Genomic DNA, 25415 nt, shown 5'->3' with positions numbered 1-25415 from the left:
GTTAAGACTATTGAGGATCGAGGAGAAAGACATGAACAGCTATATTACAGTCCGCAAGGCTCCGGGGAAATGGTCCGTGCGAGCTGGCGGTGCTGTCCTTGGCGAGACCGCGAACGCGTTGGAATTGACTGAGGGCGATCATCCACCGGTGATCTACTTCCCACGCGAAGACATCGCGATGGCCTTTCTTGATGAAAGCGATCACAGCTCTCACTGCCCACACAAAGGCGATGCCAGCTATTTTTCGATTGTGACCAAAAGCAAAACCATCAAAAATGCTGTCTGGTCCTATACGGATCCAAAGGAAGACGTGGCGCGCATCAAAGACCATCTGGCTTTCTACGCCAGCGATGAAGTCGCGATCGAACAGCTTTGACGCCCTGAACATGCAACAATCATGCGGGGCCAACTGGCCCCGTTTTTTGTTTTAAGCCCCATTCGCTGAGTGACCCTGTGCCCCAAGACCGCCCTGTTTCTCCTTTTCTGTTGATCCTCATACTCTGGGGTGCTGGGTTGGGTGCCTCGATGCAATTTGCGAAGGTGACGGTTAGTTTTCCAGCGCTTCAAGAGATTTATGAGGGGTCAGACACAGCACTCGGGCTCCTGTTGTCTTCGATCAGTGTCCTCGGAGTTTTGCTGGGATTGGTCGCAGGGCTTCTGGTGGCCTCCTATGGTTTTCGCCGGATGCTGATGTGGGCCTTGTTCCTCGGAGCGACCCTATCTGCTGTGCAAACTTTATTGCCTGAGCTCAAAGTCTTCCTGCTGACACGGCTGCTCGAAGGGCTTTCACACCTCGCGATTGTTGTCGCGGCACCGACGCTTATGGCCCTTGTGGCTCCGGCAAATTGGCGCAATCTGGCGATGACATTATGGAGCGCGTTCTTTGGCGTAGGCTATGCACTGACCGCGGCCATTGGACCGGTATTGATTAACAGTTTTGGGTCAGCTGCTCTCTTTGGTGCGCATGCAATCTATTTGTTGATCTTTGCCATACTGGTCATGCTGTTCCTGCCCAAGGGGGCTGCACAGCGCGAAACATTTCCGAAACTCACAGACCTTCTGCGACGCCATTGGAAAGCCTATAGCTCACCCTATGAATTCGCCCCTGCTGCGGGCTGGCTGTTTTACACCTGTACTTTCGTTTCGGTGATGACTGTCGTTCCACCGATGCTGACTGAGTTTGAAAGGGCAGTACTTGTGCCGTTCATGCCGATTGCCAGCATTGTCTCTTCCTTCACGCTGAATGCCATGTTGCTGCGCTATTTGCCGGCAATCGTGGTGGTCCAGATCGGTCTGATTGGTGCCTTGGCATTTGCAATGACCGGGCTATGGTTGCCGCTGTCTGGATGGATGTTCATCGGCATGTTTGCCTTTATGGGGCTGGTGCAATCGGCAAGTTTTGCGAGCATCCCTCAACTCAATCCGTCCGCGAAATCTCAGGCACTGGCCAATGGGGCCATGTCTCAGATGGGTAACCTTGGCAATTTGGTGGGGACACCTTTGATGTTTGCTCTGCTTAGCGGGTTTGGCGTCACCAGCATCTACGTGATGTTAATTGGGTGTTACGGAGCCGCGTTTGTCGCGCATCTTTGGCTCGCGCATCTGCGTCGAACACGTGGGCGCGTAACAGCTTAATTCACGAGTGCTCTTCCGCCGCGATTTCTGCCAACGCTTTGTTATAAGCTTTAAAGGCATCTACATCATGCACCACACCCAAAAGCTCTGGCCCTTCGCCTTCACCGCGTAGACGTACCACAGGGACAAAGCGAATGCTTGGATCGTCAAACATCGGCATCAGCCCTTCCAGCGTAGCATTTGCATTGGTGTAAATCCCGCGTTCAATCAGCGCCCAGCAAGCAGCATCGGTTGCCCCATGGTCAGGGTCGATGTCCCGCATGAGTTTGGACACATGGCAGGTGCCAAGCAGGTAGGCCTGCGGGCCTGCTGCGACATGCACGCCGCGGCGCTCAAGCTGCGTGAGGAAAAACGACCGATCCACTAGCCGCGAACCAAGAGCGGTTGAGATAGAGACCGTGACCATCACTGCAAGACCAGTCTGCCAGTCGCCTGTGAGCTCAAAGACAATCAAAGTGGTCGATATCGGCGCCCCCAGAACCGCAGCAGCAACGCCTCCCATACCCGCAAGGGCGTAGAGCGTATGGGAGCCTGAGACCTCTGGAAAGATCGAGGTAGCGATCAATCCAAAGGCCAGTCCTGTTAATGCACCTATCATCAATGCCGGGGAGAAGACCCCGCCGCCCATCCGGCCAGCCATTGTGACAGCAACCGCGATGATTTTCAGAACAACAAAGACAATCGCCTCATGCATCAGGAGTTCGCCAGTCAGCGCGGCAGAGGTGGTTTCATATCCCACGCCAATGATGTGTGGGTAACCTATCGCCAAAACACCCAGCATCGCGCCAGACACAACCGGGCGCATCCAGCGTTTCAGCGGCGTATAGGTCATGATCTGATTGCCGATATCTTCGGCCCAGAAGATTGTCCACATCAGGGCAACGGCGACAAAACCACACAAACCTCCCAATAGCAGGAAGGCCGGCAGTTCCTGGAAAAACGCGATTGAGCTGACGGGCAGGACAAATTCGGTGACATTGCCAAATTCAAGCCGGTTGATAACCGTGCCCGCCACAGAGGCAATCACGATGGGGGCAAAGGCATGAACGGCAAAGTGGCGTAGAACAACTTCAAGAGCAAAGAGCGCCCCGGCAATCGGTGCGTTAAAGGAGGCAGAAACGGCAGCGGCCACAGCGCAGCCCAAGAGATCTCGCCCAGTGATACCGTTGGCCTGAATTTTCTCGCTGACCCATGTAGAGATCACCGCTGCCATATGCACGACGGGCCCTTCGCGTCCTGTTGAACCACCAGAACTGAGTGTGATCAAAGAGGCAACGGCAGAGACCAGCCCTTCTTTGATGCTGACACGGCCATTGTTGATCGCAGCACCTTCAATGACATCTGCAGGGCCTTGTGCACGGGCATCTTTGGAAAAGCGATCCAGCAGAAGACCGACAACCAACCCGCCTGCGATGGGGATGAATAAGATCCAGTACCAAGGCAGCGTTTCTGCGAAACTATGCAGCCGGTTGATGTTCTCTGTGCCGTAAATCGTACTCTGAAGCCATTCGATGGCCTTTCGGAACAAAAGCGCAGCAAAACCCGAAGCGACCCCAACCAGCAAGGCAATCAACCAGAATTGGAACTTGCTTGGCCCTCTGGTGATCAGAATTTTCCAGCCACCACGGAAGGCACGAGCGGCTTGTCGTGCGCTATCAACCAGAAAGGATCCGAGCGGATGTGCCATGGCGTTCCGTAAGCAGATTAAGCCCCAGCATTAAGCGCTTGTTCAGTCAGAGAAAAGCCTTGGATGGCTTGGTTTCATCACTTCTTATGACGAAGCTGAAAAAATGGCCTGTAGGCCGGGCTTCAGCCCGGCTTTTGAGAGGTTTACGCAGCCGGGCTGAAGCCCGGACTACCCATTCAACAACGCCTTAGCCGCGCTGCGTGCCTGATCGGTGACCTTATCGCCAGAAATCATGCGCGCGATTTCGTCGACACGCTCGCCTGTATCCAAAGAAACCACCGTCGAAAGCGTGATCCCATCATTGACGTCTTTTTGGACGCGCCAATGGTGTGCTCCCAGAGCGGCAACCTGAGGGCTATGCGTCACAACAAGAATCTGGCCACCTTCTGCGAGAGACGAAAGTCTCCGGCCCACTGCATCAGCGGTGGCCCCGCCAACACCCCGGTCGATCTCATCAAAGATCATCGTCGTGTTGCGATCTTCAGAGGTCAGGCAGACCTTCAACGCCAGCAAGAACCGGCTGAGTTCGCCACCAGAAGCGATCTTTGCCAACGGACCAGATGGCGCGCCCGGGTTGGTGGCCACAGTAAACGACACCGCATCCACGCCTTCTGGGCCTGCAGTTTCCTTGTCGATCTGTGTGGTGAAAACGGCGCGTTCCATTTTCAGCGGCGCGAGTTCAGCCATGACAGCCTTATCAAGGCGTAAAGCAGCCTTCCGGCGCGCTTCGGTGAGCGTGTTGGCAGCCGCGCCATAGGCCTTTTCCGCCGCGCTCACGGCCTGTTTCAAAGCGGCGATTTCACCTTCACCGGCATCCAACGCAACCATCTTGCCACGCAGTTCTTCGGCAAAGGTTCCTAGCTCGTCTGGCACAATATTGTGTTTCCGTGCCAGGCCCCGGATCGCAAAAAGACGTTCTTCGGTCTGTTCAAGCTCCAGCGGATTGAAATCCAGCGCATCCATACAACGTTCAACGCCAGAGATCGCATCTCCGAGTTCTGACAGCGCACGACCAAGCGCGGTTAGCGGCTCATCCAGTTGATCCCCTACGGCTTCGCCTGCCCCTTCTAGCCAGCGCAGCGCGTCACCCAAAGCACCTTCAGCGCCGTCATACCCCATCGCGGCGTGGGCACGGCCAACGTCTTCTTTCACCTTCTCAGCCGCCTGCATCAGACGACGGCGGGAGTCGAGCTCCCCCTCCTCACCCGATTGCGGATCAAGCGCGTCGAGTTCTTTGACAGCATGCCTCAGAAACTCTTCTTCTTCCTGCACAGCCTTTAGGGACTCCTCGGCAGCGCGCAGGGTCTTTCGAGCCTTGCTGAGTTCTGACCAACGAGCACGCGTTTCAGAAATCAAGCCGGAAAGGTCACCGAATTGATCAAGCAGGGCCCGATGCCCTTTGGTGTCAAGCAACCCGCGGTCATCGTGCTGTCCGTGCAATTCAATCAGAGTTTCAGACAAAGCGCGTAGCACTTCACCAGAACAGCGCCGGTCATTAACCCAGGCTGTCTTGCGGCCATCTTTGCGATTGACCCGCCGCAGGATCAGCTCTTCTCCACCTGGTAGCCCAGCTTCATCAAGAATGGCATGAGCTGGATGGCTTTCTGGCAGATGGAACTCCGCAACAACTTCGCCCTGATCAGCGCCAGAGCGCACAAGTTCAGCGCGCCCACGCCAACCCAGCACAAATCCAAGGGAATCCAGCAAGATCGACTTACCAGCACCGGTTTCCCCGGTCAGGACGTTCAATCCCGCCTGAAAATCCAACTCCAGGTGGTCAATGATCAGAAGATCGCGAATTTCGAGGGCACGCAGCATCAGGCGTCTACCTGTCCAGCGGGCTTATAGCCATTTGCCTTTGATGGTCTGACGATAAATCGACGCCAGCCAACCGTCACCTCTGGCGCGCGGCTTCAGGCCGTTGTTGGTCAGAAGCTGGAAGCTGTCTTCATACCACTCTGTTGAGCGGAAGTTGTGCCCCAAGATCGCGCCTGCGGTTTGGGCTTCGTCTGTCAGCCCCAAGGAAAGATAGGCTTCGACCAGACGATGCAGCGCTTCTGGCGTGTGGGTTGTGGTTTGGAAGTCCTCTACGACCACACGGAAGCGGTTCACAGAGGCCGCAAATTGATCGCGTTTCAGATAATAACGACCAATTTCCATTTCTTTGGCCGCAAGATGATCAAAGGCCAGATCGAATTTCAAAACCGAGGAACGGGCATATTCGCTGTCTGGATAGGTCTCAATAACCTTGCGCAACGACTGCAATGCCAAGAACGTCAGCCCCTGGTCGCGGCCCACTTCGTCGATTTGGTCATAATAGCTGAGCGCCAAAAGATACTGCGCATAGGCTGCATCATCATCCAGCGGATAGAAATCGATGTAGCGCTGCGCAGCAGAGCGGCTGTTTTCGTAGTCCGTATCCTGATGATAGGAATAAGCCTGCATGATCAACGCGCGTTTGGCCCATTCTGAATACGGGTAGAGACGTTCGACTTCTGCGAAGTAGAAGGCTGCATCGTCCGCCTTATTGCGTTCGAGTTCAAACTCACCACGGCCAAAGATTTGCTCAGCAGTGTAGTTTTCCAACGGGACTTCCGCGCCAAACAACGGTTGATTGCCTCCGCCGCCTCCACAGCCTGCGAGAACCGCTGCTGATAAGAGAGCTGCAACTACAATCTTACGAGAGTCGCGACGCGCCATTCTGCTCAACCTTCTTGAATAAGTGCCCAAGTTGGGTTTGTTCCCACTGCTGTTAGCATAGATTTTTGTAGGGCAAAATGGCTTTGGTGGGTTTTCACGAAATGCTTAAGCGACAGCTGGCATTTCGGACATATTTGCGCCGACACCCGGCAGACGCGCCGCAGTATCACCGGAACATTCTACAATAACAAAGGCGTCCGGATCACTCAAAAGTGCACGCAGCAGCTTGTTGGTCATGGCGTGGCCTGAACGATGCCCCACATAGCGGCCCAGAATTGGCAGGCCAGCCGTATAAAGATCACCCAAAGCATCGAGCATTTTATGACGCACAGGCTCATCTGTGCGGCGCAGGCCTTTGCCGGACTGGACTTTCGCACCGTCGAATACAACGGCATTTTCACCCGCGACACCACCAAGGGCGAGACCATTTGCCAACATCGCATCCACATCTGCTTGGCTACAGAAGGTGCGGCAATCGCATAGCTCACGCACAAAGGTGCCGTTTGCCATGTTCAACTTGCGATGTTGAGACCCGATGGCCTCATCGGCAAAATCGATCTGAAAATCGATTTCCAAGTTTTCCGACGGATGAATTTCTGCCCAGGCGTCTTCGCGTTCAACGCGCACTGACTTCAATACTTTGATCGCGCGGATCGGGCTTGCCAATTCGGTGAGCCCGCGAGACAGGATGGTTTTGACAAATGCAGCACTGCTGCCATCCATAATCGGCACTTCTGGGCCATCAATTCTGATCAGCGCGTTGTGTACGCCACAGCCAGCCAGTGCCGCCATGATGTGTTCAATCGTTGAAACCGATACGCCATCAGAGTTCTTGATCTTGGTGCAAAGCGGGGATTGCTCAACCACATCCCAGCGCGCCGGAACCATCTGGTCACCTTCCAGAACATCTGTGCGCTGAAACCAAATCCCATAACCCGCAGACGCCGGTTCGATCTCCATCCGAACAGGTTGCCCCGTATGCAGCCCAATTCCGGAAAAACGGATCGTGGATTTGACAGTATTTTGCAAAGATGTCCCCATAGCAACACGCCTATGAAAGCGCACAATAGCCCTATGCGGTGGAGTCCAAATGCTCAACTCAAAGATTGTAACGGACTGAAACATGTTGGTTTCAGCTGGGCGGTTCCTTGCCAAAGAAGCGGGAAAGTGCTGATTTTAAACAAAAAAAGAGCCGCTCAATTGAGCGGCTCTTTTCAGAAATTCTGTAGGAATTAGTTGGCCTGGCGGCGCAGGAACGCTGGGATTTCGATGCGTTCTTGCTCTGGATCTTCCGCTGGCGCAGGCGCCGCTTGCAGGTTCGGCTGCTGGCGCGAAGGCTGTGGTGCCGCCGCTTCTTGACCGCTGCCTGTCATGCGGTTGATCAGAGAGTTAATGCCAAAGCGTGGCTTCTCTTCTGCAACCATCGGTTCATCTGCGACAACTTGCTGACGTGGCTGAGGCGCTGCTGGCGCTTTGCTGACCGCTGTGCGCAGACGTGCCAGTGCTTCTGGAGAAGGTGTGCCTGGAGCCGGCGCTTTAGGCGCTACAAATGCGGCCTCAGCCTCTTCTTCATATTCGTCAACACGTGGTTGGAACTGAGCAACGCGAGGCTGGTATGCCGGCGGTGGCAGATCATCTTGTGCAGCAATTGGTGCTGGGTCTTCAAAGATATCTTCCATTTGCTCTTCAGAAGCTGCTTGCTGTGTTCCCATGTCACCAAAGAGGCTTGGCTCTTCTTCTGTCATGGCTGCAACGGGTGCTTCTTCAACTGCAGGTGCTTCTTCTGCGACCGGAGCTGCTGGCTCTTCAATGGCCGCAGGCTTTAGCGGCTCTTTCAGAGAACGACGTGGCACTGGGATATCGGATTGCACTGTGGAGGCGTCGATGCCTGTCGCAACAACGGAAACGCGCATACCGCCTTCCAGATCGGTGTCCAGAGTGGAACCCACGATGATGTTCGCGTCTGGATCGACTTCTTCACGAATGCGGTTTGCCGCTTCGTCCAGCTCGAACAGGGTGAGGTCGTGGCCACCAGTGATGTTGATGAGAACACCGTTTGCACCGCGCAGGGAGATCTCGTCCAGCAGTGGGTTGGCAATCGCCTTCTCTGCCGCCTGAACCGCGCGATCTTCGCCGGTTGCTTCGCCGGTACCCATCATCGCTTTGCCCATTTCGTCCATCACGGCGCGAACGTCAGCAAAGTCGAGGTTGATAAGACCTGGGCGAACCATCAGGTCGGTCACGCCTTTCACACCTTGGTACAGAACATCGTCTGCCATGGCGAAGGCTTCGGTGAATGTGGTTTTCTCATTCGCCAGACGGAAGAGGTTCTGGTTCGGAATGATGATCAGCGTGTCCACGACCTTCTGCAGGGCTTCAACACCTGCTTCGGCCTGGCGCATCCGCTTTGCACCTTCAAACTGGAACGGTTTGGTCACGACACCAACAGTAAGTACTCCCAATTCACGTGCTGCCTGTGCGATGATCGGCGCTGCACCTGTCCCGGTGCCACCGCCCATACCTGCTGTTATGAAGCACATGTGTGCGCCAGCCAGATGGTCTACAATCTGTTCGATGCTTTCTTCTGCCGCTGCGGCCCCCACCGCTGGGCGTGCACCTGCACCCAGACCTTCGGTGACTTTCACACCAAGCTGGACACGAGATTGAGATTGGTTTTGTTGCAGCGCTTGCGCGTCTGTGTTGGCGACGACAAACTCAACGCCCTCCAGTTCCTTCGCGATCATATTGTTGACCGCGTTGCCACCGGCACCACCTACACCAAAAACCGTAATACGGGGTTTCAAATCTTCCTGCTCAGGGAAGGTCAAGTTCAAAGCCATAAGAGCGTCCGCCTGTCGTTATTTCCACACCATTCGGCGCGTGTTTTTCGTCTACTCGTGCCCAATACTAGCGATATCCACAGGGACCGTCACGCCAAAAAGCGTCATGACCCACAAAATATGGCCAGAATTTTGCCACAATTCGCGGCATTTCGCCGATTGCAGCAGATATTGGGGAAATTGAAAGGTAGAGACACAACAAAAGCGTCTTGCCCGCAGGATTCCTCATGCGAGCGGGCGACTCATTCTGTCAATTCGGGCAAACTGCTCGGTCTGCCGTGGTGCGTCTGTTTCGACGCTTGCGCCCTACCCTAAACGATTATTTTTGAGCTGTCGACGGCAAGCTCTCCTTTATCTCTTTCTTGGCGCAACCAGTCGTTAACCGATCACCAATTGGCTTTGAACCAGCGCACAGCGCGCCGGAAGGACTTCACCCCCTGCCGTTCAACCGGCAGGTCAAAGTCCCAGCATTCATCCTGTGGTCGGGTCGCAAAGAGGCACATGCCGACGGCTGCGCTGAAGCCCGGACCCGTTGTTGCCTGCGGCAGGCCATGCACACGCATTGGGCGCCCCAGACGGACCTGCTGGCCCAGAATGCGGCTCGCCAGCGTATCAAGTCCCGGAATTTGGCTCGCGGCCCCGGTCAGCACGATTTTCTGACTCGGCAGGTGTTCGAACCCAGCCGCATCCAGACGGGCACGGGTTTCTTCAAGAATTTCCTCGACGCGTGGGCGAATGATGCCGATCAGCTCTGCGCGGCTGACGGTGCGGCGGTCATGTTCCCAATCGCCTGTGTCGCCACCTATTTCGATCATCTCGCGATCATCAATCCCAGTCGCGTGCACACCGCCATAGAAGGTCTTAATGCGTTCAGCATTGGCTTTGGGCACCTGCAGCGCCATGGAGATATCACCTGTCACGTGATCACCGCCCATACGAACGCTGTCGGCGTAGATCATGTGTTTCTTCATAAAGATCGAGATGCTGGTGGACCCGCCACCCATATCGATACAGGCCGCGCCCAACTCTTGCTCGTCCTCCACCAAGGCCGCAAGCCCCGACACATAGGCTGAGTTGGCTATCCCTGCGAGTTCCAGATCACAGCGTTTCACACAATGTGCGACATTGGCCACGACATTGGCGTCGACAGTCAGCATATGCATGTCGCAGGCGAGCTGCTGACCCATCTGGCCACGTGGATCTGCAAGACCAGAGCGCGCATCGAGGGCAAAGTTCACGGGATGGGCGTGCAACACTTCGCGACCGTCACCATAGGCCGGCACATCGCAGTTTGCCAAAACACGAGCCACGTCTTGCTCGGTGACCATATTGTCTTCGAGTTCGATCCGGCCATCGAGACCATAAGAACGCGGCTCAGCGCCTGAGAAACAGGCAATCACGTGATCCACACGGATCTGGGCCATTTTCTGAGCGGCCTGAACAGCGGTGCGGATCGCGCGTTCAGTTTCGCCCATCGCCGAGATCTCGCCGAACTTCACACCGCGGGATTTCGTGGAAGCCGCGCCGATCACCCGGAAACCACTTTGACCAGCCAAAGAGCCGATGCCCTCGACCTCCGCCAGATGATCCACGCCGTCAAATCGCAACACCAAACAGGCGATCTTGGATGTCCCCACATCCAGAACCGCCACAACACCGCGTTGCATCGCGGCTTTGCGCATCGCGCGCATGGCGCGCTGGGATTGGTACAACTCAAACATTACTCATGCCCCACTCGAATTTCTCGGATGCGCCACCAGGCCTCAACCGAACGTTCCGCTATTCTTATTGTTGGCCTGTCACCCAGGCGCATATCGACAACGCTTAAATCGCGTTGCAGCATTTCTTGGACTTGGCTGAGCGCCACAACCCGCTCCAGCGCCTGCACGGCCCCGCGTTCTGGCAGCATGATACGTTGATCACGATCCAGAACCAGATCCCAGCGGCGCTCACCCACGCGCACAAGCCCGCGCATTCTATCCGTCAGCGGTCCTGCCGCCTGCAGCAATTGCATCGCTTCAGTGGTTTCGCGCTCCGCCCCCTCGCCTGCCATGATCGGCAGCTTGGGATGCAGGTCACGCTGCGTGCCCTCGGCGACAACGAAGCCCTCGGAATCCACCAGATGCAGCCCATCAGGCATACGCCACAGGATAACGGGCGTCCGCTCTTCAACGATCACCTGCAACACGCCGCCGGGCTTCACGCGCAGCGTTGCTGATTTGACCGGAGAAAGACCATCGACGGTCTTTTTCATCTCATCGAGATCAAGATCAAAGCTGCTAACCGGGAAATCGACAGGAAGGATTTCACGAATGTCATCGCCAACCCCAGCGCTTGCGCCTTCAATAGACATGGCCTGAACCATGAACTCAGGGCGTTCGACAATGCTGGTGCGGATATCGTCGATGACCATATTCACGTTATCGCGGCGATCCTGATCAGAGAACCAAACAGCCGTGACCAAAGCGGCGGCACTGAAAGGCAAAACAACCCGCATTCCGAAGCGGAACAGGGGTGTCAGCATCAGCCGCTCATAGCGATATGACAGGCGTGATGGGGCTGGATCAGGGCGTTGGTTCACCTGTTGCATGAGGCATCCTCCACCAACCAGCGGCACAGGTCCGGAAAGGACATGCCACATTCTGCCGCCTGCTCCGGGCTTAGAGATGTCGGCGTCATGCCGGGCTGCGTGTTGGTTTCAAGCAGAATGAGCCCTGCGAGGCCCTTAGCTTCATCCCAGCGGAAATCCGTGCGGCTCAGCCCTTTACACCCCAGCACCTTATGTGCCCGCAGTGCATAATCCATGCAGGCATCAAAAATCTCTTGAGGAATATTGGCCGGAACTTCGTGGCGAGAGCCGCCCTCTTTATATTTGGCGTCGTAGTCGTACCAACCATCGGTGATGATGTCCGTGACAGTTAAAGCCTTGTCACCCAGCACGCTCGCGGTCAGCTCACGGCCAGAGACGTATTTCTCAACCATGAGCTCATCAGGCATGTCATCTGCCAGCTTCGGCGTACCGTTCGCGGCCTCATGCACAATATAAATGCCAACAGAAGAGCCTTCGTTATACGGCTTCACCACGTAGGGTGGCGCCATCATATGGCGATCTTCAATGTCTTTGCGGTTAGCGACAACGCTGTCAGCGATCGGCAGACCAGCCGCGCGATAAGCTGCTTTGGTGCGCTCTTTGTCCATAGCGAGAGAGGAGGCAAGAACACCGGAATGCGTGTATGGGATGCCCAGCCATTCCAGCATGCCCTGCACACAACCATCTTCACCCCAGCGACCATGAAGGGCGTTAAAAACAACATCCGGTTTGATTTTCTGCAGTTCAGACGCCAGGCCGCGATCAGCGATCACTTCTACAACGTCAAATCCACCTTCCCTCAACGCAGCGGCACATTCGTGCCCTGAGGACATGGACACCTCGCGTTCGGCCGAGAGCCCACCCATCAGTACCGCTACTTTCGGGGTTGCCCTGCTCGACATACCCACTCCAGTGCCTCAAATTATCAGCCGTTTTCGGCCTTTGTTATTTCGCCCTTTTGGGCATTTTTTGATGGCTTAGCAGATCGGTTCTCCGGTTCCCACCACCATTTTAAATTTTTGCGAACCCAGTCATTTCTCGCCGAGTTTCGTCACCGATCGGTTAAAATTCGCCGACCCGTTTGATTTCCCACTCTAACGTTATTCCGCTATTCTCGAAAACCTTTTTTCGCACTTCTTCGCCAAGGTTTTCCAAATCTGCGGCAGTTGCGCCACCAGCGTTTATCATGAAGTTTGAGTGCTTCTCGCTCATCTGCGCACCGCCAATTTTGGCACCGCGCATTCCAGCATTATCAATGACTTTCCAAGCCTTTAGATCGTGAACATCATCCTCTCGACCTGTAGAGGAAAAACCAGCTGGATTGCGGAATGTACTCCCAGCAGAACGCTCTTTTGTGGGCTGTGTGGCGTCACGTTTTTCCAACTGGTGTTGCATACGCGCCGCCAATTCATCTGGGTTGCCTATCGGGCCTTCAAAAGTCGCCTCGACCAGCACCCAGCCTTCTGGCAGATCGCTCTGACGATATTGGAAATTCAGATCGCTTGAGGAGAGTTCCACCAACTCCCCGCTTCGCGTCACAACTTTGGCAGAAACAAAAACATCAGCAATATAAGAGCCATAGCAGCCGGCATTCATGCAAACCGCACCGCCGATTGCACCAGGAATGGTTCGCAGGAATGTCAGATCGACACCAGCCTCTGCCGCCTTGCGTGCAACATGCGCATCAAGCGCTGCAACACCCGCTGTCACACGGTTGCCATCGACTGATATTTGGTTGAACCCCCGCCCCATACGGATGACCACCGCACGGAGCCCACCGTCACGCACGATCAAGTTGCTGCCAACGCCCATGGGGAACACATCAACTGATGGTTCGAGGCTCGCAAGAAACTGCTGCAGATCTTCGATATCTGCAGGCTGAAACAGCCAGTCCGCAGGCCCACCGACACGCAGCCAAGTCAAATCAGACAAATCGCGGTTCGGGGTTAGTTTCCCTCGCACCTCAGGCAGAGTGCTCATTAATCGATGATCCTTGGTTTCGGAGGCGGCTTTTGCCGCTTGGTTTTCTTTTTTTCAGGCGCTGGCGCTTTTGGACTTGGGCGTTTGTAGGTTGGACGAACCTTTGAAATCCGCCAATTCACCAGCGCTCCGACCAGAGTTCCAATACCGATCCCGATAAGCGGGGGCAACAGAGCCGCGATCCAGAACAGGAACAATCGGAAGCTGCTCCACTGATCACCAAGCAGTTCAGACCAGATAAAAGCCCCGATGTTCAAGCCGCCAAATAGAGCGACCAGAAGTAAAATGGCTTTCCAAGCGTTCTTTTGGGTTAGAACAAAGGCTGCAACCGCCAACATCAGGGCCAAAGTGCCCCCAATGATCAGCAGAATATCCGGGGTCATTGGCCGACCTGACGGCGAATCCAGCGGGTCAGATAGATCACCGGCCAACGCATCACCCACATCGCCCCAAGAAGGAGCACACCAGCCAGCAGCAGACCATGATCAAGGTAGACCCAGATCAGTATAGGTAAGCCTACGGCGATCATCGCATAGGCAAATTTCCAGTGATTGTCTTTACTTGGGAACATGGCTCGAAGATTGACCACAATCATCCAAACCAGCGCCGCTATGATCGAGCCGCTCATTTTTTGGCTTTCACCCGTACCCGTTGAGCTTTGGGCTTCGACTGCGTCGCAGCAGCAATCGCTGCTACCGTGAAGAGGCTAAGCAGCGCAAAAAGAACGTCCATCGTTGACTAACCCCCAAGTAGGTTCATGACTAATGCGCCCATAGCCAACACCAAACCGGACACGGGCACAAGCATTGGTACGCGGAATTCCGCATGCGGGTTGCTGTTTTTTTCAAGGATCAGTGCCGCATTCACCAAAACGAAGACAGCAAGCAAAATAGATGACGTTGCCTCTGCCAATGGCTGAATCGGCACAGAAAGGCTAAGAGCAATCACACCCACCCCCACACACACAGTCGCCCGAATGGGCGTTTGCCTACTGGCCGAAACGCTTTCAAACGCCGACAGCCAAGTGGCGCGTCGGCCCAATCCGTAAAGCACGCGGCTTGCCATAACGATCTGTGCCAATACGCCATTGAGCGCTGCAAAAACCGCAATGGCAGCAAGGAAAGCGGCGTCCCCGCCTCGAACGGTGGTCCAGACCAGCGCTAAAGGCTGCTCAGATCCCCGCAAAAGATCGAGAGGCACAACCCGCACTGCCGCAGCAGCCACGAGAACGTAAATTAACGTTGTGATTACAAGGGAATACAGAATCGCACGCGGCAACGTCCTTGTTGGGTCTCTGGCCTCCTCAGCCATATTCACAATGTCCTCAAACCCGATGAAAGCGAAGAACGCAAGGACAGCCCCTGCCCCTACGCCGCCCCATACAAATACATTTGACACTTCGCTCGGCGGAGTTTCGGGACCAGAAAACCCAACCCAGACCACCAGTGCCAATCCAATGAGTTCAATCGCCGTAAACACCGCAGCCAGAGACAAGCTCTCCATAACGCCCCAGATGGCCACCAGTGTCAAAAGCAGCCCCAAAGCGAAGATGGCGATTTGCGTGTTGATTGGGATGATTGAGATCAAGTAGCCAACGCCGCCTCGTAGAACAGCTGCAGCCGAGATGATCCCGACTGCCACAATGGCGAGCCCCACCAAGACGGCCAAGCGCCGCGATTGAAATCCAGCCTCGGCATAGGCCGCTTCCCCGGCGGCCTCAGGAATGCGCGTTGCAAATTCAGAATAGCTCAGCGCAGTCGGTGCTGCGATTAGTCCGGCTAGTAAAAAAGAAACTGGCGCCCAACTCCCGGCTTCACCAGCAACCAATCCAACAAGCACATAAATGCCCGCCCCAACCATGACGCCGACACCATATGCGGTCAGCAATCCAAGTCCGACCCTTCTTTTTAGAGCGGCCATGCCTCGCCCTCCTATCTGCCAAGAGAACTATGGCAGATATTTGGGATACGATATTTGATGGGTGTCAAACTCGGGGAAGAGTTTATTGACCGAGCCGTTCGGGCAGACCATTTGCCCATTTGCTGATGGTACCAGCACCGAGACATACGACTATATCGCCTGGCGTCGCCTGTTCACGTACAAGACGTTCCAGATCGTCTTCGGAGACAATCGCACGCGCATGACGGTGGCCATGGGCAATCAGACCCGCAACCAGATCGTCACGACCCGCACCCGGAATTGGATCTTCGCCAGCTGCAAAGACCTCTGCGATCGCGACAACATCCGCTTCATTAAAGCAGGTGCAGAAATCATCAAACAAACTTGAGAGACGAGAGTAACGGTGGGGTTGGTGCACAGCAATCACACGACCTTCACTGGCCTGACGCGCAGCTTTCAACACGGCCGCGATCTCGACCGGGTGGTGACCGTAATCGTCGATTATGGACACGCCATTCACTTCGCCAACCTTGGTAAAGCGGCGGTTTACGCCGCCGAAGTTGGCCAGCGCCTCACGGATTTCCTCGCCCTTCATGCCCAAATGCCGCGCAATAGCTACGGCACTTAAGGCATTGGAAACATTGTGATCCCCGGGCATTGGGAGCGTACAACCTTCGATAACGAGGTCTTCGTTCTGCAAATGAATATCGAAATGAGCGACACCCGCTTTATAAGTCGGCTGCGTCGCGCGGACGTCCGCTTGAGAGTTGAAACCATAAGTCACAACGCGACGGTCGGTGATTTTCCCGACGAGCGACTGCACCTCATTATGGTCTGTGCAACAGACAGCCAAACCATAGAATGGGATGTTCGACACGAACTCGTGGAAACCCGCCCGCAACGTGTCAAAGTCACCCCAGTGCTCCATGTGTTCCGGGTCGATATTGGTCACGATAGCAATCGTGGCTGGGAGGCGATTGAAGGTGCCATCTGACTCATCAGCCTCTACCACCATCCATTCACCCTCACCCACGCGCGCATTGGAACCGTATGCGTGAATGATGCCGCCATTGATCACTGTCGGGTCGATATCTCCGTGGTCCAAAACCGCCGCAACCATGGTTGTCGTCGTGGTTTTGCCATGGGTACCGGCAACCGCGATATTGGATTTCAGACGCATCAGCTCTGCCAACATCTCTGCACGGCGCACTACCGGCAGGCCTTGGCGACGGGCTTCGTCGAGTTCCGCGTTGCCCGGTTTGATAGCAGAAGAAATCACTACAACCGCTGCGTTCTCCAGGTTCTCAGCTTTTTGGCCAATAAACACCGTCGCGCCCATTTCCGCCAAACGCTGGGTGATCTTGCTATCTTTCAGGTCAGAGCCCTGAACGGTGTAGCCGTGGTTGATCAGAACTTCGGCGATGCCAGACATGCCGATGCCACCAATACCCACGAAATGGATGGGGCCGACGTCAGTAGGGAGTTTGGTTGCTGCTGCGTTCATTGTTATTCTTCTTTCTTAAGCATCTTGATTGGCGAGGGTTTCGACGGCCAGAACCAAACGCTCTGTAGCGTCAGGGATGCCAACAGAAATCGCTGCCAACGACATTCTGAGCGCCCCATCTGAATTGCCAAGCACTGCCGCGATTTGCTCTGAGAGCGCATCGACTTCAAACAGGTTTTCCGGGATGATGATGGCTGCGCCCGCATCGGCAAGACCCCGCGCATTGGCGGTCTGATGATCACCAGTTGCCGCACCATAGGGTACCAGAATCGAGGGGCGACCAATCACGGATATATCCGCAACAGAGGATGCACCGGAGCGTGAAATCACGAGCTGCGCTTCGCTCATACGTTCGGGAATATCGGTGAAAAATTCCTGCACATCTGCATCGATGCCTTGGTCCGCATAGTATTGCGCCACCCGGTCAAAGTCTTCTCCGCGCGCTTGATGGCTGACGCGAATATGCTTTCGCATTTCACGTGGCAAAGCATCAATCGCGGGCGGCACCACATCAGAGAGGATCCGCGCGCCTTGGGAGCCACCGATCACCAGGATCGACATTGGATAATCGCCAGGAGGGATATAGCCCGCTCCAGCGCGTTCCAGAACAGAGGCGCGCACAGGGTTGCCAGTGTGCTCCCCTTCTATGCCTTCCGGCAAAGTGGTCGGCCAAGTCCCGCAAGCGATTTTATGGACGCGCTTTGCAAAGAGCTCATTCACGCGGCCAAGTACCCCATTTTGTTCATGAATCATGCGTGGGAGACCCAGCAAGAACGCCGCTCCCATAGCAGGAATTGTGGGGTAACCGCCAAAGCCGACAACAACCATTGGCCGGTCTTTGCGCAGCTTCAGGACAGCCCCCAGAACGCCGCCGAGAATACGGAAAGGCACCATGGCTTTTGCGGCCAGACCACCACGCGCAAAGGTTGCCGAAGCAACCTCTTCAATTTCAACCTGATCTGGGAAACCACCGGTGTAACGCGCCCCTCGGGCATCCGTCGAAAGCTTGACGCGCCAGCCCTTGGCCAGCATCGCTTCGGCCAAGGCCTGCGCCGGGAACATGTGGCCCCCGGTGCCTCCGGCTGCAATCACCAGCAGCGGTTGTTTTGTCATCTCACGTGGCCTCGTAGAATATCATTGATTTCGCCCTGAGGACGGCTGCGGGTGAAGGCCAAAAGCATGCCCACTGCAATCCCGCCTGCGATCAATGAACTACCGCCATAGCTGACAAAGGGCAATGTCATGCCCTTGGCTGGTAGGAGGCGAACCGCCACCCCCATGTTGATCATGGCCTGCACACCAAACATCGCCGCCAGACCGGTGCCTGCCAGACGAATGAATGTATCACGCTCGCGCATAAGGCGCAGGAAGCTGCGCACGACGATGATCGCGTAAAGCGCGATGATCGTGAGAACCAAGATCAAGCCATATTCTTCAGCGGCCACAGCAATGATGAAATCGGTATGCGCATCTGGCAAGCTCCATTTCACCTGCCCCTCCCCGACGCCCACACCAAAGAACCCACCTTCGCGGATCGCATTGGTCGCGTAGCCCAGCTGTGTGGTTGGATCTACATCTGCGCTTAGAAAGCCATCAATGCGGCGCGCGAAGTGTTCAGACGCATTGTAGGCCACCATGCCGCCTACAATCACCAGACACATCATGGCGACAAGCAGCGTCATCGGCGCGCCTGCGATGAAGTACATCACCCCCCAAGCAAATAGGATCAGGCAAGCCTGCCCGAAGTCCGGCTGCATCACCAGAATAAGCGCGATGGTCACGGTCAGCATGAAGGACCAGAGCTTGCCCGGAGGGCCGTTGATCTCTTGGCTTGCAGCCATCAACCAAGCAGCAACAACAATGAAGCCCGGTTTCAGAAACTCAGATGGCTGAACAGAGGCAAAGCCCAGCGAATACCAGCGTACAGCGCCTTTACCGAAGTCGGTTCCGAAGAACGGCAGGAAAACCAGCGCCAGAAAGGCTCCTAGAAACCCAAGAACCGCCAATCGGCGCACCAGCTTTGGGTTCATCATGGACGTCACGAACATCGCCATCAGCGCAGCACCACCAAAAACACCTTGGCGCATCACATAGTGGAAATGGGCAAAACCGTTTTTCTCGGCCAGCGGCGGGCTGGCGGCGAGCCCCAGAAGCAATCCGATGCCGAACAGCATCAGGATGCAGGACATCGTCCATTTATCCAGTGTACGCCACCATTTAGGGAGAATCGGCTCAACGTCACGCGCCGGAAGCGCGCCATAGACCATTTCTGTCATCGTAACCTGCCACAATATGCCTCAAACGCCCGGTTCTCCGGGTCATTGCGGTGATTCTATCAGGTCGCGACTCACTTGGGAAGCACGGAGATGATGCAAAATTGATGATCCTACTGATCACTCCGCTCTTGTGATTTGTTATATTATAACATTACACTTCAACACCGCTGATTGACCGCTACAAAGGTATTCAAAAATGAATGACACCCGCCTCCCCGTCACCGTGCTCTCAGGATTTCTGGGAGCTGGAAAGACAACACTGCTCAACCGCGTTCTCAACAACCGCGATGGTCGACGCGTTGCTGTGATCGTGAACGATATGTCCGAGGTAAACATCGACGCCGACCTCGTACGCGCAGATACCGAGCTTTCGCGCACTGATGAAACGCTTGTTGAAATGTCCAACGGTTGCATCTGCTGCACGCTTCGCGATGACCTTCTCGCCGAAGTGCGCCGACTGTCCGAAGAAGGTCGATTTGACTATCTGCTGATTGAATCCACCGGCATCTCTGAACCAATGCCGGTTGCCACCACATTTGAGTTCCGCGACGAACTCGGAGAAAGCCTCTCTGATGTGGCGCGACTGGACACCATGGTCACCGTTGTAGACGCCGTTAATCTGCTGAATGACTTCTCAAGCCACGACTTCCTGAGCGATCGCGGCGAAACGCTCGGCGATGAAGATGATCGAACCCTTGTGCATCTTTTGACCGACCAGATGGAATTCGCCGATGTCGTGATCCTCAACAAAGTTGATGATGCGGGCGCAGAGCGGACCGACGCCGCGCGCAAAATCATTCGCAGCTTGAATGGCGATGCGAAAATCATTGAAACCAACCATTCTGTGGTCGATGCCGACGCAATTCTGAACACCGGGCTCTTTGACTTCGAAAAAGCTCATGAGCATCCGATGTGGGCAAAGGAGCTCTACGGATTTGAAGACCACGTTCCAGAGACCGAAGAGTATGGAGTCGCGAGTTTTGTCTATCGTGCGCGCCAACCCTTTGTACCTGAAAAACTGAAAGCTATCCTCAACAGCGACCTGCCCGGCGTGATCCGCGCAAAGGGGCACTTTTGGATCGCGACGCGCCCGAATTGGGCAGCTGAGTTTTCGATGGCAGGCGCGCTTTCAGGCGTGCGCCCTCTGGGTACTTGGTGGGCGGCCATTCCTGAAGAACGTCGCCCAGATAATCCTGAAGCACGGGCGCATATCATGTCGAACTGGCAGGAACCTTGGGGGGACCGTCGTCAAGAACTGGTGTTCATCGGCGCGGGCATTGATTGGCCTGCGTTGAAAGCAACACTGGATTCAGCCCTCCTACCCGAAGTCGAAGCCACCAGCATCGATACGCTTCCTGATCTGCCTGACACTTTCCCAGTTTGGCGCAGCGCCGCTGAAGCGGCTTAAGCCACCAAATGAAAAAGCCCCGCTATTTCAGCGGGGCTTTCTTTTTGTCACTTAATGGGTTTAGCCCACCAAACCACCATCGGTGCGTTTCACAGCCACAACGCAAGAACGTGGCAATGTGCCCGGTCCATCTGGGAAGTCAGCCGCTGGGTGCTGGATGCCAACAAATGCTGTACGGCGGTCCAATGAGAAGCACAGACCTGTAACTTCACATTTGTTTGGTCCCGTCATGAAGCGCACGATTTCACCGGTTGCCGGATCACCGATCAGCATTTGGTTATTGCCCTGCCCTTCGAAGTCACCTTCGTTTTTGAAGTTACCATCGGTTTGGATCCAAAGCAGACCTTTGCTGTCAAATACCATGCCGTCCGGGCTGTTGAACATGTTGCCTTCGTTCACGTTGTCAGACCCTGCCAGTGGACCTTCCGGGTGCACCTTCGGGTTGCCCGCCATCACGTAGAGATCCCATGTGAAAGCGTCATCGGTATGCTCGCCACCAGTTGGACGCCAGCGCACGATCTGACCGTATTTGTTGGCTTCACGCGGGTTCGGACCGCCGACTGGAGTTTCATCACCACCGGCATTTGGCTTGAGGCCACGGTTCTTGTTGTTGGTCAGCGCGCAATAGGCTTCGACACGCAGAGGGTTCACAGCCACCCACTCTGGACGGTCCATAGTCGTCGCGCCCACTTTTGAGCCAGCCACACGGGTGTGCAGGCAGATCTCTGCTTCGGTCATGCCAGTTGCTTCTGGCGTCAGCGCCAGCCATTCACCAGTCAGATCATCGTTGAACTTCGCCACATAAAGCTGACCTTCAGACAGCAGACCGTCGGTATCGCCGCCTTCAACGTACATGTCTTCAGAAACGAATTTGTAGAGGAACTCACCGCGCTCATCGTCGCCCATGTAAACAACCACACGACCGTCAGAGGCCAGAACAACTTCGGCGTTTTCGTGCTTGAAGCGGCCGAGAGCAGTGCGTTTCTTCGGTGTGGATGTTGGGTCTGTCGCGTCGATTTCAACGATGTAACCGTGACGGTTAGGTTCGTTGATGTTCTTGGATAGATCAAAACGCGCGTCGAACTTTTCAAAGCCATAGCGAGAAGAGGTTTTGATGCCGTAACGCTTGAACTCTGCCGGCAGCTCTTGGTTCTCATCCGCGGAACCGAAGTAGCCGTTAAAGTTCTCTTCACAGGTCAGATATGTGCCCCATGGAGTCTCGCCATTGCCGCAGTTGTTCCAAGTGCCAAGAACGATCTTGCCTTCTGGATCGGCATCGGTTTTCACCATGTCATGACCTGCCAGCGGGCCTGTCAGTTCCATTGGTGTGTCGATGGTGATACGGCGGTTGTATTCGGAATCCAGGACCGGAGCCCAGCCGTTCGCACCTTCTTCGATCTCAAGGATGGAAATGCCGTGGGCATTTTTCATCTTCTGGATGTCAGCCGCGTTGATAGCCTTACCATCTTCACGGTTTTTCAGCAGGACTTTGTTCTGGATGTATTCGTTGTTCACAGCCAGGATCTGACGATCGCCTTTCGCGAAGACTGCCATACCGTCTGTGTTGTCACCGAATGACATCGCCTGGGTTTCCGCAGTGCCGCCGGTTGCCTGATCAACGTCTTCAACGCCAGACCACAATGGCTGACCCCAGCGCACAACAGTTTCCCACTCATAGCCTTCAGGCAATGTGATGGTGTTTTCAGTGGATGTCGGGATTGGTGTGAAGCCAAAACGGTTTGCTGTCACAGCCTGCGCTTCGGATGCCAGAAAGGTTGTGCCCATCGCAGCCGCACCGGAACCGAATGCCAGTACGCCACCAAGGAAGCCACGACGAGAGATCGCCGCTTCAACCACTGCGTCAAAACCGTTGTTGTCCGGGCGCGGGTCGCGCAGCTCGTCAAAATCATCAAAGGAAAGGTCGTCGTTATCGTGCTCACGCATAATCATACTCCGCGTTGGCTGGGTCGTTAGAGGCCCTCTGTTTGATTTGGATTCATGACAGTTTCTCAGCAGTTTCTTATCGCTTTCGTAACAACGAAAACTGAGCGGAATTTTGCTCTCTCTTGACGCTTTCGGCGATGTCAGGCAGAGCGCATCTATGACGTGGAACACAATAGTTTTGGGCGCTGGCGCTGCTGGTATGATGTGTGCGGTTCACGCCGGACCAAACACTTTGGTATTGGATCATGCGAAAGCTCCGGGCGAGAAAATCCGCATCTCGGGGGGTGGACGCTGTAATTTCACGAATATCTACGCTGGACCTGAGAACTTCCTTTCGCAAAACCCGCATTTCTGCAAAAGCGCGCTCAGTCGCTACACGCAGTGGGATTTCATCGACCTCGTGCAAAAGCATGGGATTGCCTATCACGAAAAAACCCTCGGCCAGCTTTTCTGCGATGAAAGTGCTAAAGATATCATCCAGATGCTCTTGGCAGAAATGCAAAAAGCAGGCGCAGAGCTGCGTTTAAAAACCAGCATTCTTAGCATACGCAGAACCGACAGCAGGTTTGAAGTTGAGATAGAGCGCGATGGGCAGCGTGAGTCCCTGTCTTGTCAAAACCTAGTTCTGGCCACAGGTGGCAAATCCATTCCCAAAATGGGCGCGACAGGCCTTGCATATGACATCGCCACACAATTTGGCTTGAACATCCTTGAGACCCGCGCGGGCCTCGTGCCGTTCACCTTCCCGGACGGACGTTTCAAACCCCTCTCAGGAGTTGCCCATCCCGTGCGCGCGTCCGCCAATGGTGCCAGTTTTGAAGAGGCCATCCTCTTCACCCACCGGGGGCTTTCTGGCCCATCGATGCTGCAAATCTCAAGCTACTGGCGCGAGAGCCAGCCGATAGCTGTCGATTTCTTCCCTGATAAAGACCTGTTTGAAGCCCTCAAAGCCCGTCGCAAAACCGATGGCCGAAAGCAACTTGCGACAGTGCTTGGATATGAGATGCCCGGAAAACTCGCCGAACATTTCGCATCAGACCTTAAACTCACCGGCAACCTTGCTGACCAATCCGATGCCAGGCTCCGTGCCATCGCGGATGCGCTCTCCGATTGGCAGGTCACCCCTGCTGGCACTGAAGGCTATCGCACCGCCGAAGTGACGCTTGGCGGTATCGACACAGATGGGCTTTCTTCAAAAACTATGGAAGCAAAGTCAGTGTCCGGGCTCTACGCCATCGGCGAGGCCGTCGATGTCACCGGCTGGCTCGGCGGCTTCAATTTCCAATGGGCGTGGAGCTCCGGCCATGCAGCCGGCACCTCGATCCGCGCAAAACTCTGATCCACTTTTCTTTTTGGTCCAAATACCTTGGGGTGAATGCGCAGAGCTCAGAGGGGCAAAGCCCCTATGCTTCCAAAGCCGCTTTCACCAATTCCGAAAAATGATCGCCGCGCTTTTCAAAACTGTCATACTGATCAAAGCTGGCTGCTGCCGGAGCCAGCAGTACAGTGTCACCCTCAGAAGCCTCCTCCATAGCTTTTGCGACGGCCACGTCCATTGATGTACAGACTTCCGCTTCAACCTTCCCCAATTGCATCGCAAAATTCGCCGCCTCACGGCCAATCACATAGGCCTTGGTCACATTGCCCGTAGCGGCTTGCAGGGCGTCCAGTCCGCCATCCTTTTCAAAGCCACCACAAATCCAACGGATGTTTTTGAAAGCGCTCAACGCCTTCGTCGCAGCATCAACATTGGTGGCCTTGCTATCATTCACATAGGTAACTCCACCCGCTTCTGCGATGATCTGAGAGCGATGTGGCAGACCACCAAAGCTCGCAAAACCCTGTTCAATTACGCGCGGCGCCAACCCAAGCGTCCGGCAAACCGCATAGGCGGCACAGGCGTTTTGGTGATTATGGACGCCAGGCAAGCCCTTGATGGGACGCAGATCAATCGATCCAACCTGGCGCCCCTTGCGGTATTCAGACAGGAACCCCTTCTTTGCAAAGACCTGCCAGCCCGGGCCGGTCAGTTTCTGATCGACAGAAATTCGAATAACTCGATCATCCGCCGCAGATTGAGAGAGCTGACCAGCCAGATAAAGCCCTTCATCTTCATCAATGCCAATGACTGCCCGGTCCGGTCCACCCTCAGCAAAAAGCCGACGCTTGGCTGCAAAGTACCCGCCCATTCCGTCGTGACGATCCAGATGATCTGGCGAAAGGTTGGTGAAGACAGCCACATCCGGTGTCAGATTGCGCGCAAGATCGGTTTGGTAACTTGAAAGTTCCAAAACCACCACATCGCCATCCGCTGCTGGATCAATATCCAGAACACCCCGGCCAATGTTGCCGGCCAGCTGCGTGTTACGCCCCGCCTGCTCCAGAACATGATGGATCAGCGCTGAAGTTGTAGATTTTCCGTTCGACCCTGTGACCGCGACAACCTTAGGCATCACATCGAAATTATCCCAATCCTGCGTTGCAAAAGACGCAAAGAACAGGCTGATGTCATTATCAACCGGTACGCCCGCCAGCATCGCTACTTTGATCACTGGGTTTGGGTTCGGATAGAGGTGCGGGATTCCCGGCGATACCACCAAACAGGCCATGTCATCCATCGTGCCCTGTTTGCCAAGCTCAACAATCTCGAAACCTTCGTCTGCCGCTTTTTCGCGTGCTGCAGAATTGTCATCCCAGCACAGCGGCACCGCACCACCCTCGCGCAAGGCGCGCGCCGAGGCGAGACCAGACCGTCCCAGTCCCAAAACGCCAACGCGCTTCCCCGAATATCCCTGAACTGGAATCATGCTCTTGCCTCCAAGCCTTTGCGCCTGCTGCTACTTAACTTGTGCCGAGAGTGCCAGTTCTTCCCCCCAAATTCATCCCCAAAATGAATACCAAAGTATCCCGCAGGGCGATGTTGACAGATGGCCAGGCAATCGTCACTGCTGA

The 25415-nt window shown here is 55.2% G+C and carries 21 protein-coding genes; 4 read left to right on the top strand and 17 right to left on the bottom strand.

Going from position 1 to position 25415, the window contains the following annotated elements; all coding sequences use genetic code 11:
- Window positions 1–31: 31 nt before the first annotated feature.
- Together M0D42_RS04215 and M0D42_RS04210 are read left to right on the top strand one after the other, a co-directional pair.
- On the top strand, window positions 32–376 hold the full coding sequence (locus M0D42_RS04215; protein WP_265020359.1) for a DUF427 domain-containing protein: 345 nt from the start codon (window positions 32–34) through the stop codon (window positions 374–376).
- A gap of 77 nt (window positions 377–453) precedes the next feature.
- Window positions 454–1635: an MFS transporter gene (locus M0D42_RS04210; protein ID WP_265020358.1), complete on the top strand. Its 1182-nt coding sequence runs from the start codon at window positions 454–456 to the stop codon at window positions 1633–1635.
- 1 nt (window position 1636) lies between these two features.
- Here M0D42_RS04210 and M0D42_RS04205 read toward each other — a convergent pair whose 3' ends face one another.
- The 15 genes from M0D42_RS04205 to ftsW all read right to left on the bottom strand — a co-directional run bounded on the left by M0D42_RS04205 (window position 1637) and on the right by ftsW (window position 19111).
- Entirely contained in the window at window positions 1637–3322 is a 1686-nt protein-coding gene (locus M0D42_RS04205) for a chloride channel protein (RefSeq protein ID WP_265020357.1), read from the bottom strand.
- A 168-nt stretch (window positions 3323–3490) separates the two neighbouring features.
- Window positions 3491–5140 carry a DNA repair protein RecN gene (gene recN, locus M0D42_RS04200; protein ID WP_265020356.1) on the bottom strand — a complete coding sequence of 550 codons (1650 nt, stop codon included), beginning with the start codon at window positions 5138–5140 and terminating at the stop codon, window positions 3491–3493.
- Window positions 5141–5164: 24 nt separating this feature from the next.
- The gene (locus tag M0D42_RS04195; RefSeq protein WP_265020355.1) at window positions 5165–6022 is read right to left on the bottom strand and encodes an outer membrane protein assembly factor BamD; all 858 of its coding nucleotides are present in this window, start codon (window positions 6020–6022) and stop codon (window positions 5165–5167) included.
- A gap of 105 nt (window positions 6023–6127) precedes the next feature.
- Window positions 6128–7051, bottom strand: a complete 924-nt coding sequence (gene lpxC / locus M0D42_RS04190) for a UDP-3-O-acyl-N-acetylglucosamine deacetylase (protein WP_265020354.1) — start codon at window positions 7049–7051, stop codon at window positions 6128–6130.
- A gap of 203 nt (window positions 7052–7254) precedes the next feature.
- On the bottom strand, window positions 7255–8862 hold the full coding sequence (gene ftsZ, locus M0D42_RS04185) for a cell division protein FtsZ (protein ID WP_265020353.1): 1608 nt from the start codon (window positions 8860–8862) through the stop codon (window positions 7255–7257).
- Between the two features lie 386 nt (window positions 8863–9248).
- Entirely contained in the window at window positions 9249–10583 is a 1335-nt protein-coding gene (gene ftsA, locus M0D42_RS04180; protein ID WP_265020352.1) for a cell division protein FtsA, read from the bottom strand.
- Window positions 10583–11452: a cell division protein FtsQ/DivIB gene (locus tag M0D42_RS04175; protein WP_265020351.1), complete on the bottom strand. Its 870-nt coding sequence runs from the start codon at window positions 11450–11452 to the stop codon at window positions 10583–10585. The genes ftsA and M0D42_RS04175 overlap by 1 nt, the downstream gene beginning before the upstream one ends.
- Window positions 11440–12354, bottom strand: a complete 915-nt coding sequence (locus tag M0D42_RS04170) for a D-alanine--D-alanine ligase (protein WP_265020350.1) — start codon at window positions 12352–12354, stop codon at window positions 11440–11442. Before M0D42_RS04170 ends, M0D42_RS04175 begins: the two co-directional genes overlap by 13 nt.
- Before the next feature lie 160 nt (window positions 12355–12514).
- Entirely contained in the window at window positions 12515–13432 is a 918-nt protein-coding gene (gene murB, locus M0D42_RS04165) for a UDP-N-acetylmuramate dehydrogenase (RefSeq protein ID WP_265020349.1), read from the bottom strand.
- Window positions 13432–13815 (bottom strand): hypothetical protein, encoded by a 384-nt coding sequence (locus tag M0D42_RS04160; RefSeq protein WP_265020348.1) that lies wholly within the window; start codon window positions 13813–13815, stop codon window positions 13432–13434. Before M0D42_RS04160 ends, murB begins: the two co-directional genes overlap by 1 nt.
- Window positions 13812–14060, bottom strand: coding sequence for a DUF2484 family protein (locus M0D42_RS04155; RefSeq protein ID WP_265020347.1), 249 nt, complete (start codon window positions 14058–14060; stop codon window positions 13812–13814). The genes M0D42_RS04160 and M0D42_RS04155 overlap by 4 nt, the downstream gene beginning before the upstream one ends.
- Before the next feature lie 110 nt (window positions 14061–14170).
- Complete coding sequence (locus M0D42_RS04150) at window positions 14171–15352, bottom strand: APC family permease (protein ID WP_265020346.1); 1182 nt, start codon at window positions 15350–15352, stop codon at window positions 14171–14173.
- Between the two features lie 82 nt (window positions 15353–15434).
- Window positions 15435–16835: a UDP-N-acetylmuramate--L-alanine ligase gene (gene murC / locus M0D42_RS04145; protein WP_265020345.1), complete on the bottom strand. Its 1401-nt coding sequence runs from the start codon at window positions 16833–16835 to the stop codon at window positions 15435–15437.
- 15 nt (window positions 16836–16850) lie between these two features.
- Window positions 16851–17948, bottom strand: coding sequence for a UDP-N-acetylglucosamine--N-acetylmuramyl-(pentapeptide) pyrophosphoryl-undecaprenol N-acetylglucosamine transferase (locus M0D42_RS04140; RefSeq protein WP_265020344.1), 1098 nt, complete (start codon window positions 17946–17948; stop codon window positions 16851–16853).
- On the bottom strand, window positions 17945–19111 hold the full coding sequence (ftsW, locus tag M0D42_RS04135) for a putative lipid II flippase FtsW (RefSeq protein ID WP_265020343.1): 1167 nt from the start codon (window positions 19109–19111) through the stop codon (window positions 17945–17947). The genes M0D42_RS04140 and ftsW overlap by 4 nt, the downstream gene beginning before the upstream one ends.
- A 196-nt stretch (window positions 19112–19307) precedes the next feature.
- Here ftsW and M0D42_RS04130 point away from each other — a divergent pair, with 196 nt between their 5' ends.
- Window positions 19308–20519, top strand: coding sequence for a GTP-binding protein (locus tag M0D42_RS04130; RefSeq protein ID WP_265020342.1), 1212 nt, complete (start codon window positions 19308–19310; stop codon window positions 20517–20519).
- Between the two features lie 60 nt (window positions 20520–20579).
- On the opposite strand, the gene M0D42_RS04125 is transcribed toward M0D42_RS04130, so the two are convergent.
- A complete protein-coding gene (locus M0D42_RS04125; RefSeq protein ID WP_265020341.1) occupies window positions 20580–22463 on the bottom strand; it encodes a PhoX family protein in 1884 nt (627 codons plus the stop codon).
- Window positions 22464–22620: 157 nt separating this feature from the next.
- Between M0D42_RS04125 and M0D42_RS04120 the strand changes: the two genes are divergently transcribed.
- On the top strand, window positions 22621–23802 hold the full coding sequence (locus tag M0D42_RS04120) for an NAD(P)/FAD-dependent oxidoreductase (RefSeq protein WP_265020340.1): 1182 nt from the start codon (window positions 22621–22623) through the stop codon (window positions 23800–23802).
- Between the two features lie 64 nt (window positions 23803–23866).
- Here M0D42_RS04120 and murD read toward each other — a convergent pair whose 3' ends face one another.
- The gene (murD, locus tag M0D42_RS04115; protein ID WP_265020339.1) at window positions 23867–25270 is read right to left on the bottom strand and encodes a UDP-N-acetylmuramoyl-L-alanine--D-glutamate ligase; all 1404 of its coding nucleotides are present in this window, start codon (window positions 25268–25270) and stop codon (window positions 23867–23869) included.
- Window positions 25271–25415 lie beyond the last annotated feature (145 nt).

It is taken from the genome of Cognatishimia activa (assembly GCF_026016445.1).
Lineage (GTDB): Bacteria > Pseudomonadota > Alphaproteobacteria > Rhodobacterales > Rhodobacteraceae > Cognatishimia > Cognatishimia activa_B.
The sequence above is the reverse complement of the archived record's forward strand: the minus strand, read 5'-3'. Positions and strand labels throughout refer to the sequence as shown.

Coding starts and splice junctions, on each gene's coding strand:
- M0D42_RS04215 (WP_265020359.1), top strand. CDS start 32: ATGAACAGCTATATTACAGTCCGCAAGGCTCCGGGGAAATGGTCCGTG.
- M0D42_RS04205 (WP_265020357.1), bottom strand. CDS start 3,322: ATGGCACATCCGCTCGGATCCTTTCTGGTTGATAGCGCACGACAAGCC.
- recN (WP_265020356.1), bottom strand. CDS start 5,140: ATGCTGCGTGCCCTCGAAATTCGCGATCTTCTGATCATTGACCACCTG.
- M0D42_RS04195 (WP_265020355.1), bottom strand. CDS start 6,022: ATGGCGCGTCGCGACTCTCGTAAGATTGTAGTTGCAGCTCTCTTATCA.
- ftsZ (WP_265020353.1), bottom strand. CDS start 8,862: ATGGCTTTGAACTTGACCTTCCCTGAGCAGGAAGATTTGAAACCCCGT.
- ftsA (WP_265020352.1), bottom strand. CDS start 10,583: ATGTTTGAGTTGTACCAATCCCAGCGCGCCATGCGCGCGATGCGCAAA.
- M0D42_RS04175 (WP_265020351.1), bottom strand. CDS start 11,452: ATGCAACAGGTGAACCAACGCCCTGATCCAGCCCCATCACGCCTGTCA.
- M0D42_RS04170 (WP_265020350.1), bottom strand. CDS start 12,354: ATGTCGAGCAGGGCAACCCCGAAAGTAGCGGTACTGATGGGTGGGCTC.
- murB (WP_265020349.1), bottom strand. CDS start 13,432: ATGAGCACTCTGCCTGAGGTGCGAGGGAAACTAACCCCGAACCGCGAT.
- M0D42_RS04160 (WP_265020348.1), bottom strand. CDS start 13,815: ATGACCCCGGATATTCTGCTGATCATTGGGGGCACTTTGGCCCTGATG.
- M0D42_RS04155 (WP_265020347.1), bottom strand. CDS start 14,060: ATGAGCGGCTCGATCATAGCGGCGCTGGTTTGGATGATTGTGGTCAAT.
- M0D42_RS04150 (WP_265020346.1), bottom strand. CDS start 15,352: ATGGCCGCTCTAAAAAGAAGGGTCGGACTTGGATTGCTGACCGCATAT.
- murC (WP_265020345.1), bottom strand. CDS start 16,835: ATGAACGCAGCAGCAACCAAACTCCCTACTGACGTCGGCCCCATCCAT.
- M0D42_RS04140 (WP_265020344.1), bottom strand. CDS start 17,948: ATGACAAAACAACCGCTGCTGGTGATTGCAGCCGGAGGCACCGGGGGC.
- ftsW (WP_265020343.1), bottom strand. CDS start 19,111: ATGACAGAAATGGTCTATGGCGCGCTTCCGGCGCGTGACGTTGAGCCG.
- M0D42_RS04130 (WP_265020342.1), top strand. CDS start 19,308: ATGAATGACACCCGCCTCCCCGTCACCGTGCTCTCAGGATTTCTGGGA.
- M0D42_RS04125 (WP_265020341.1), bottom strand. CDS start 22,463: ATGCGTGAGCACGATAACGACGACCTTTCCTTTGATGATTTTGACGAG.
- M0D42_RS04120 (WP_265020340.1), top strand. CDS start 22,621: ATGACGTGGAACACAATAGTTTTGGGCGCTGGCGCTGCTGGTATGATG.
- murD (WP_265020339.1), bottom strand. CDS start 25,270: ATGATTCCAGTTCAGGGATATTCGGGGAAGCGCGTTGGCGTTTTGGGA.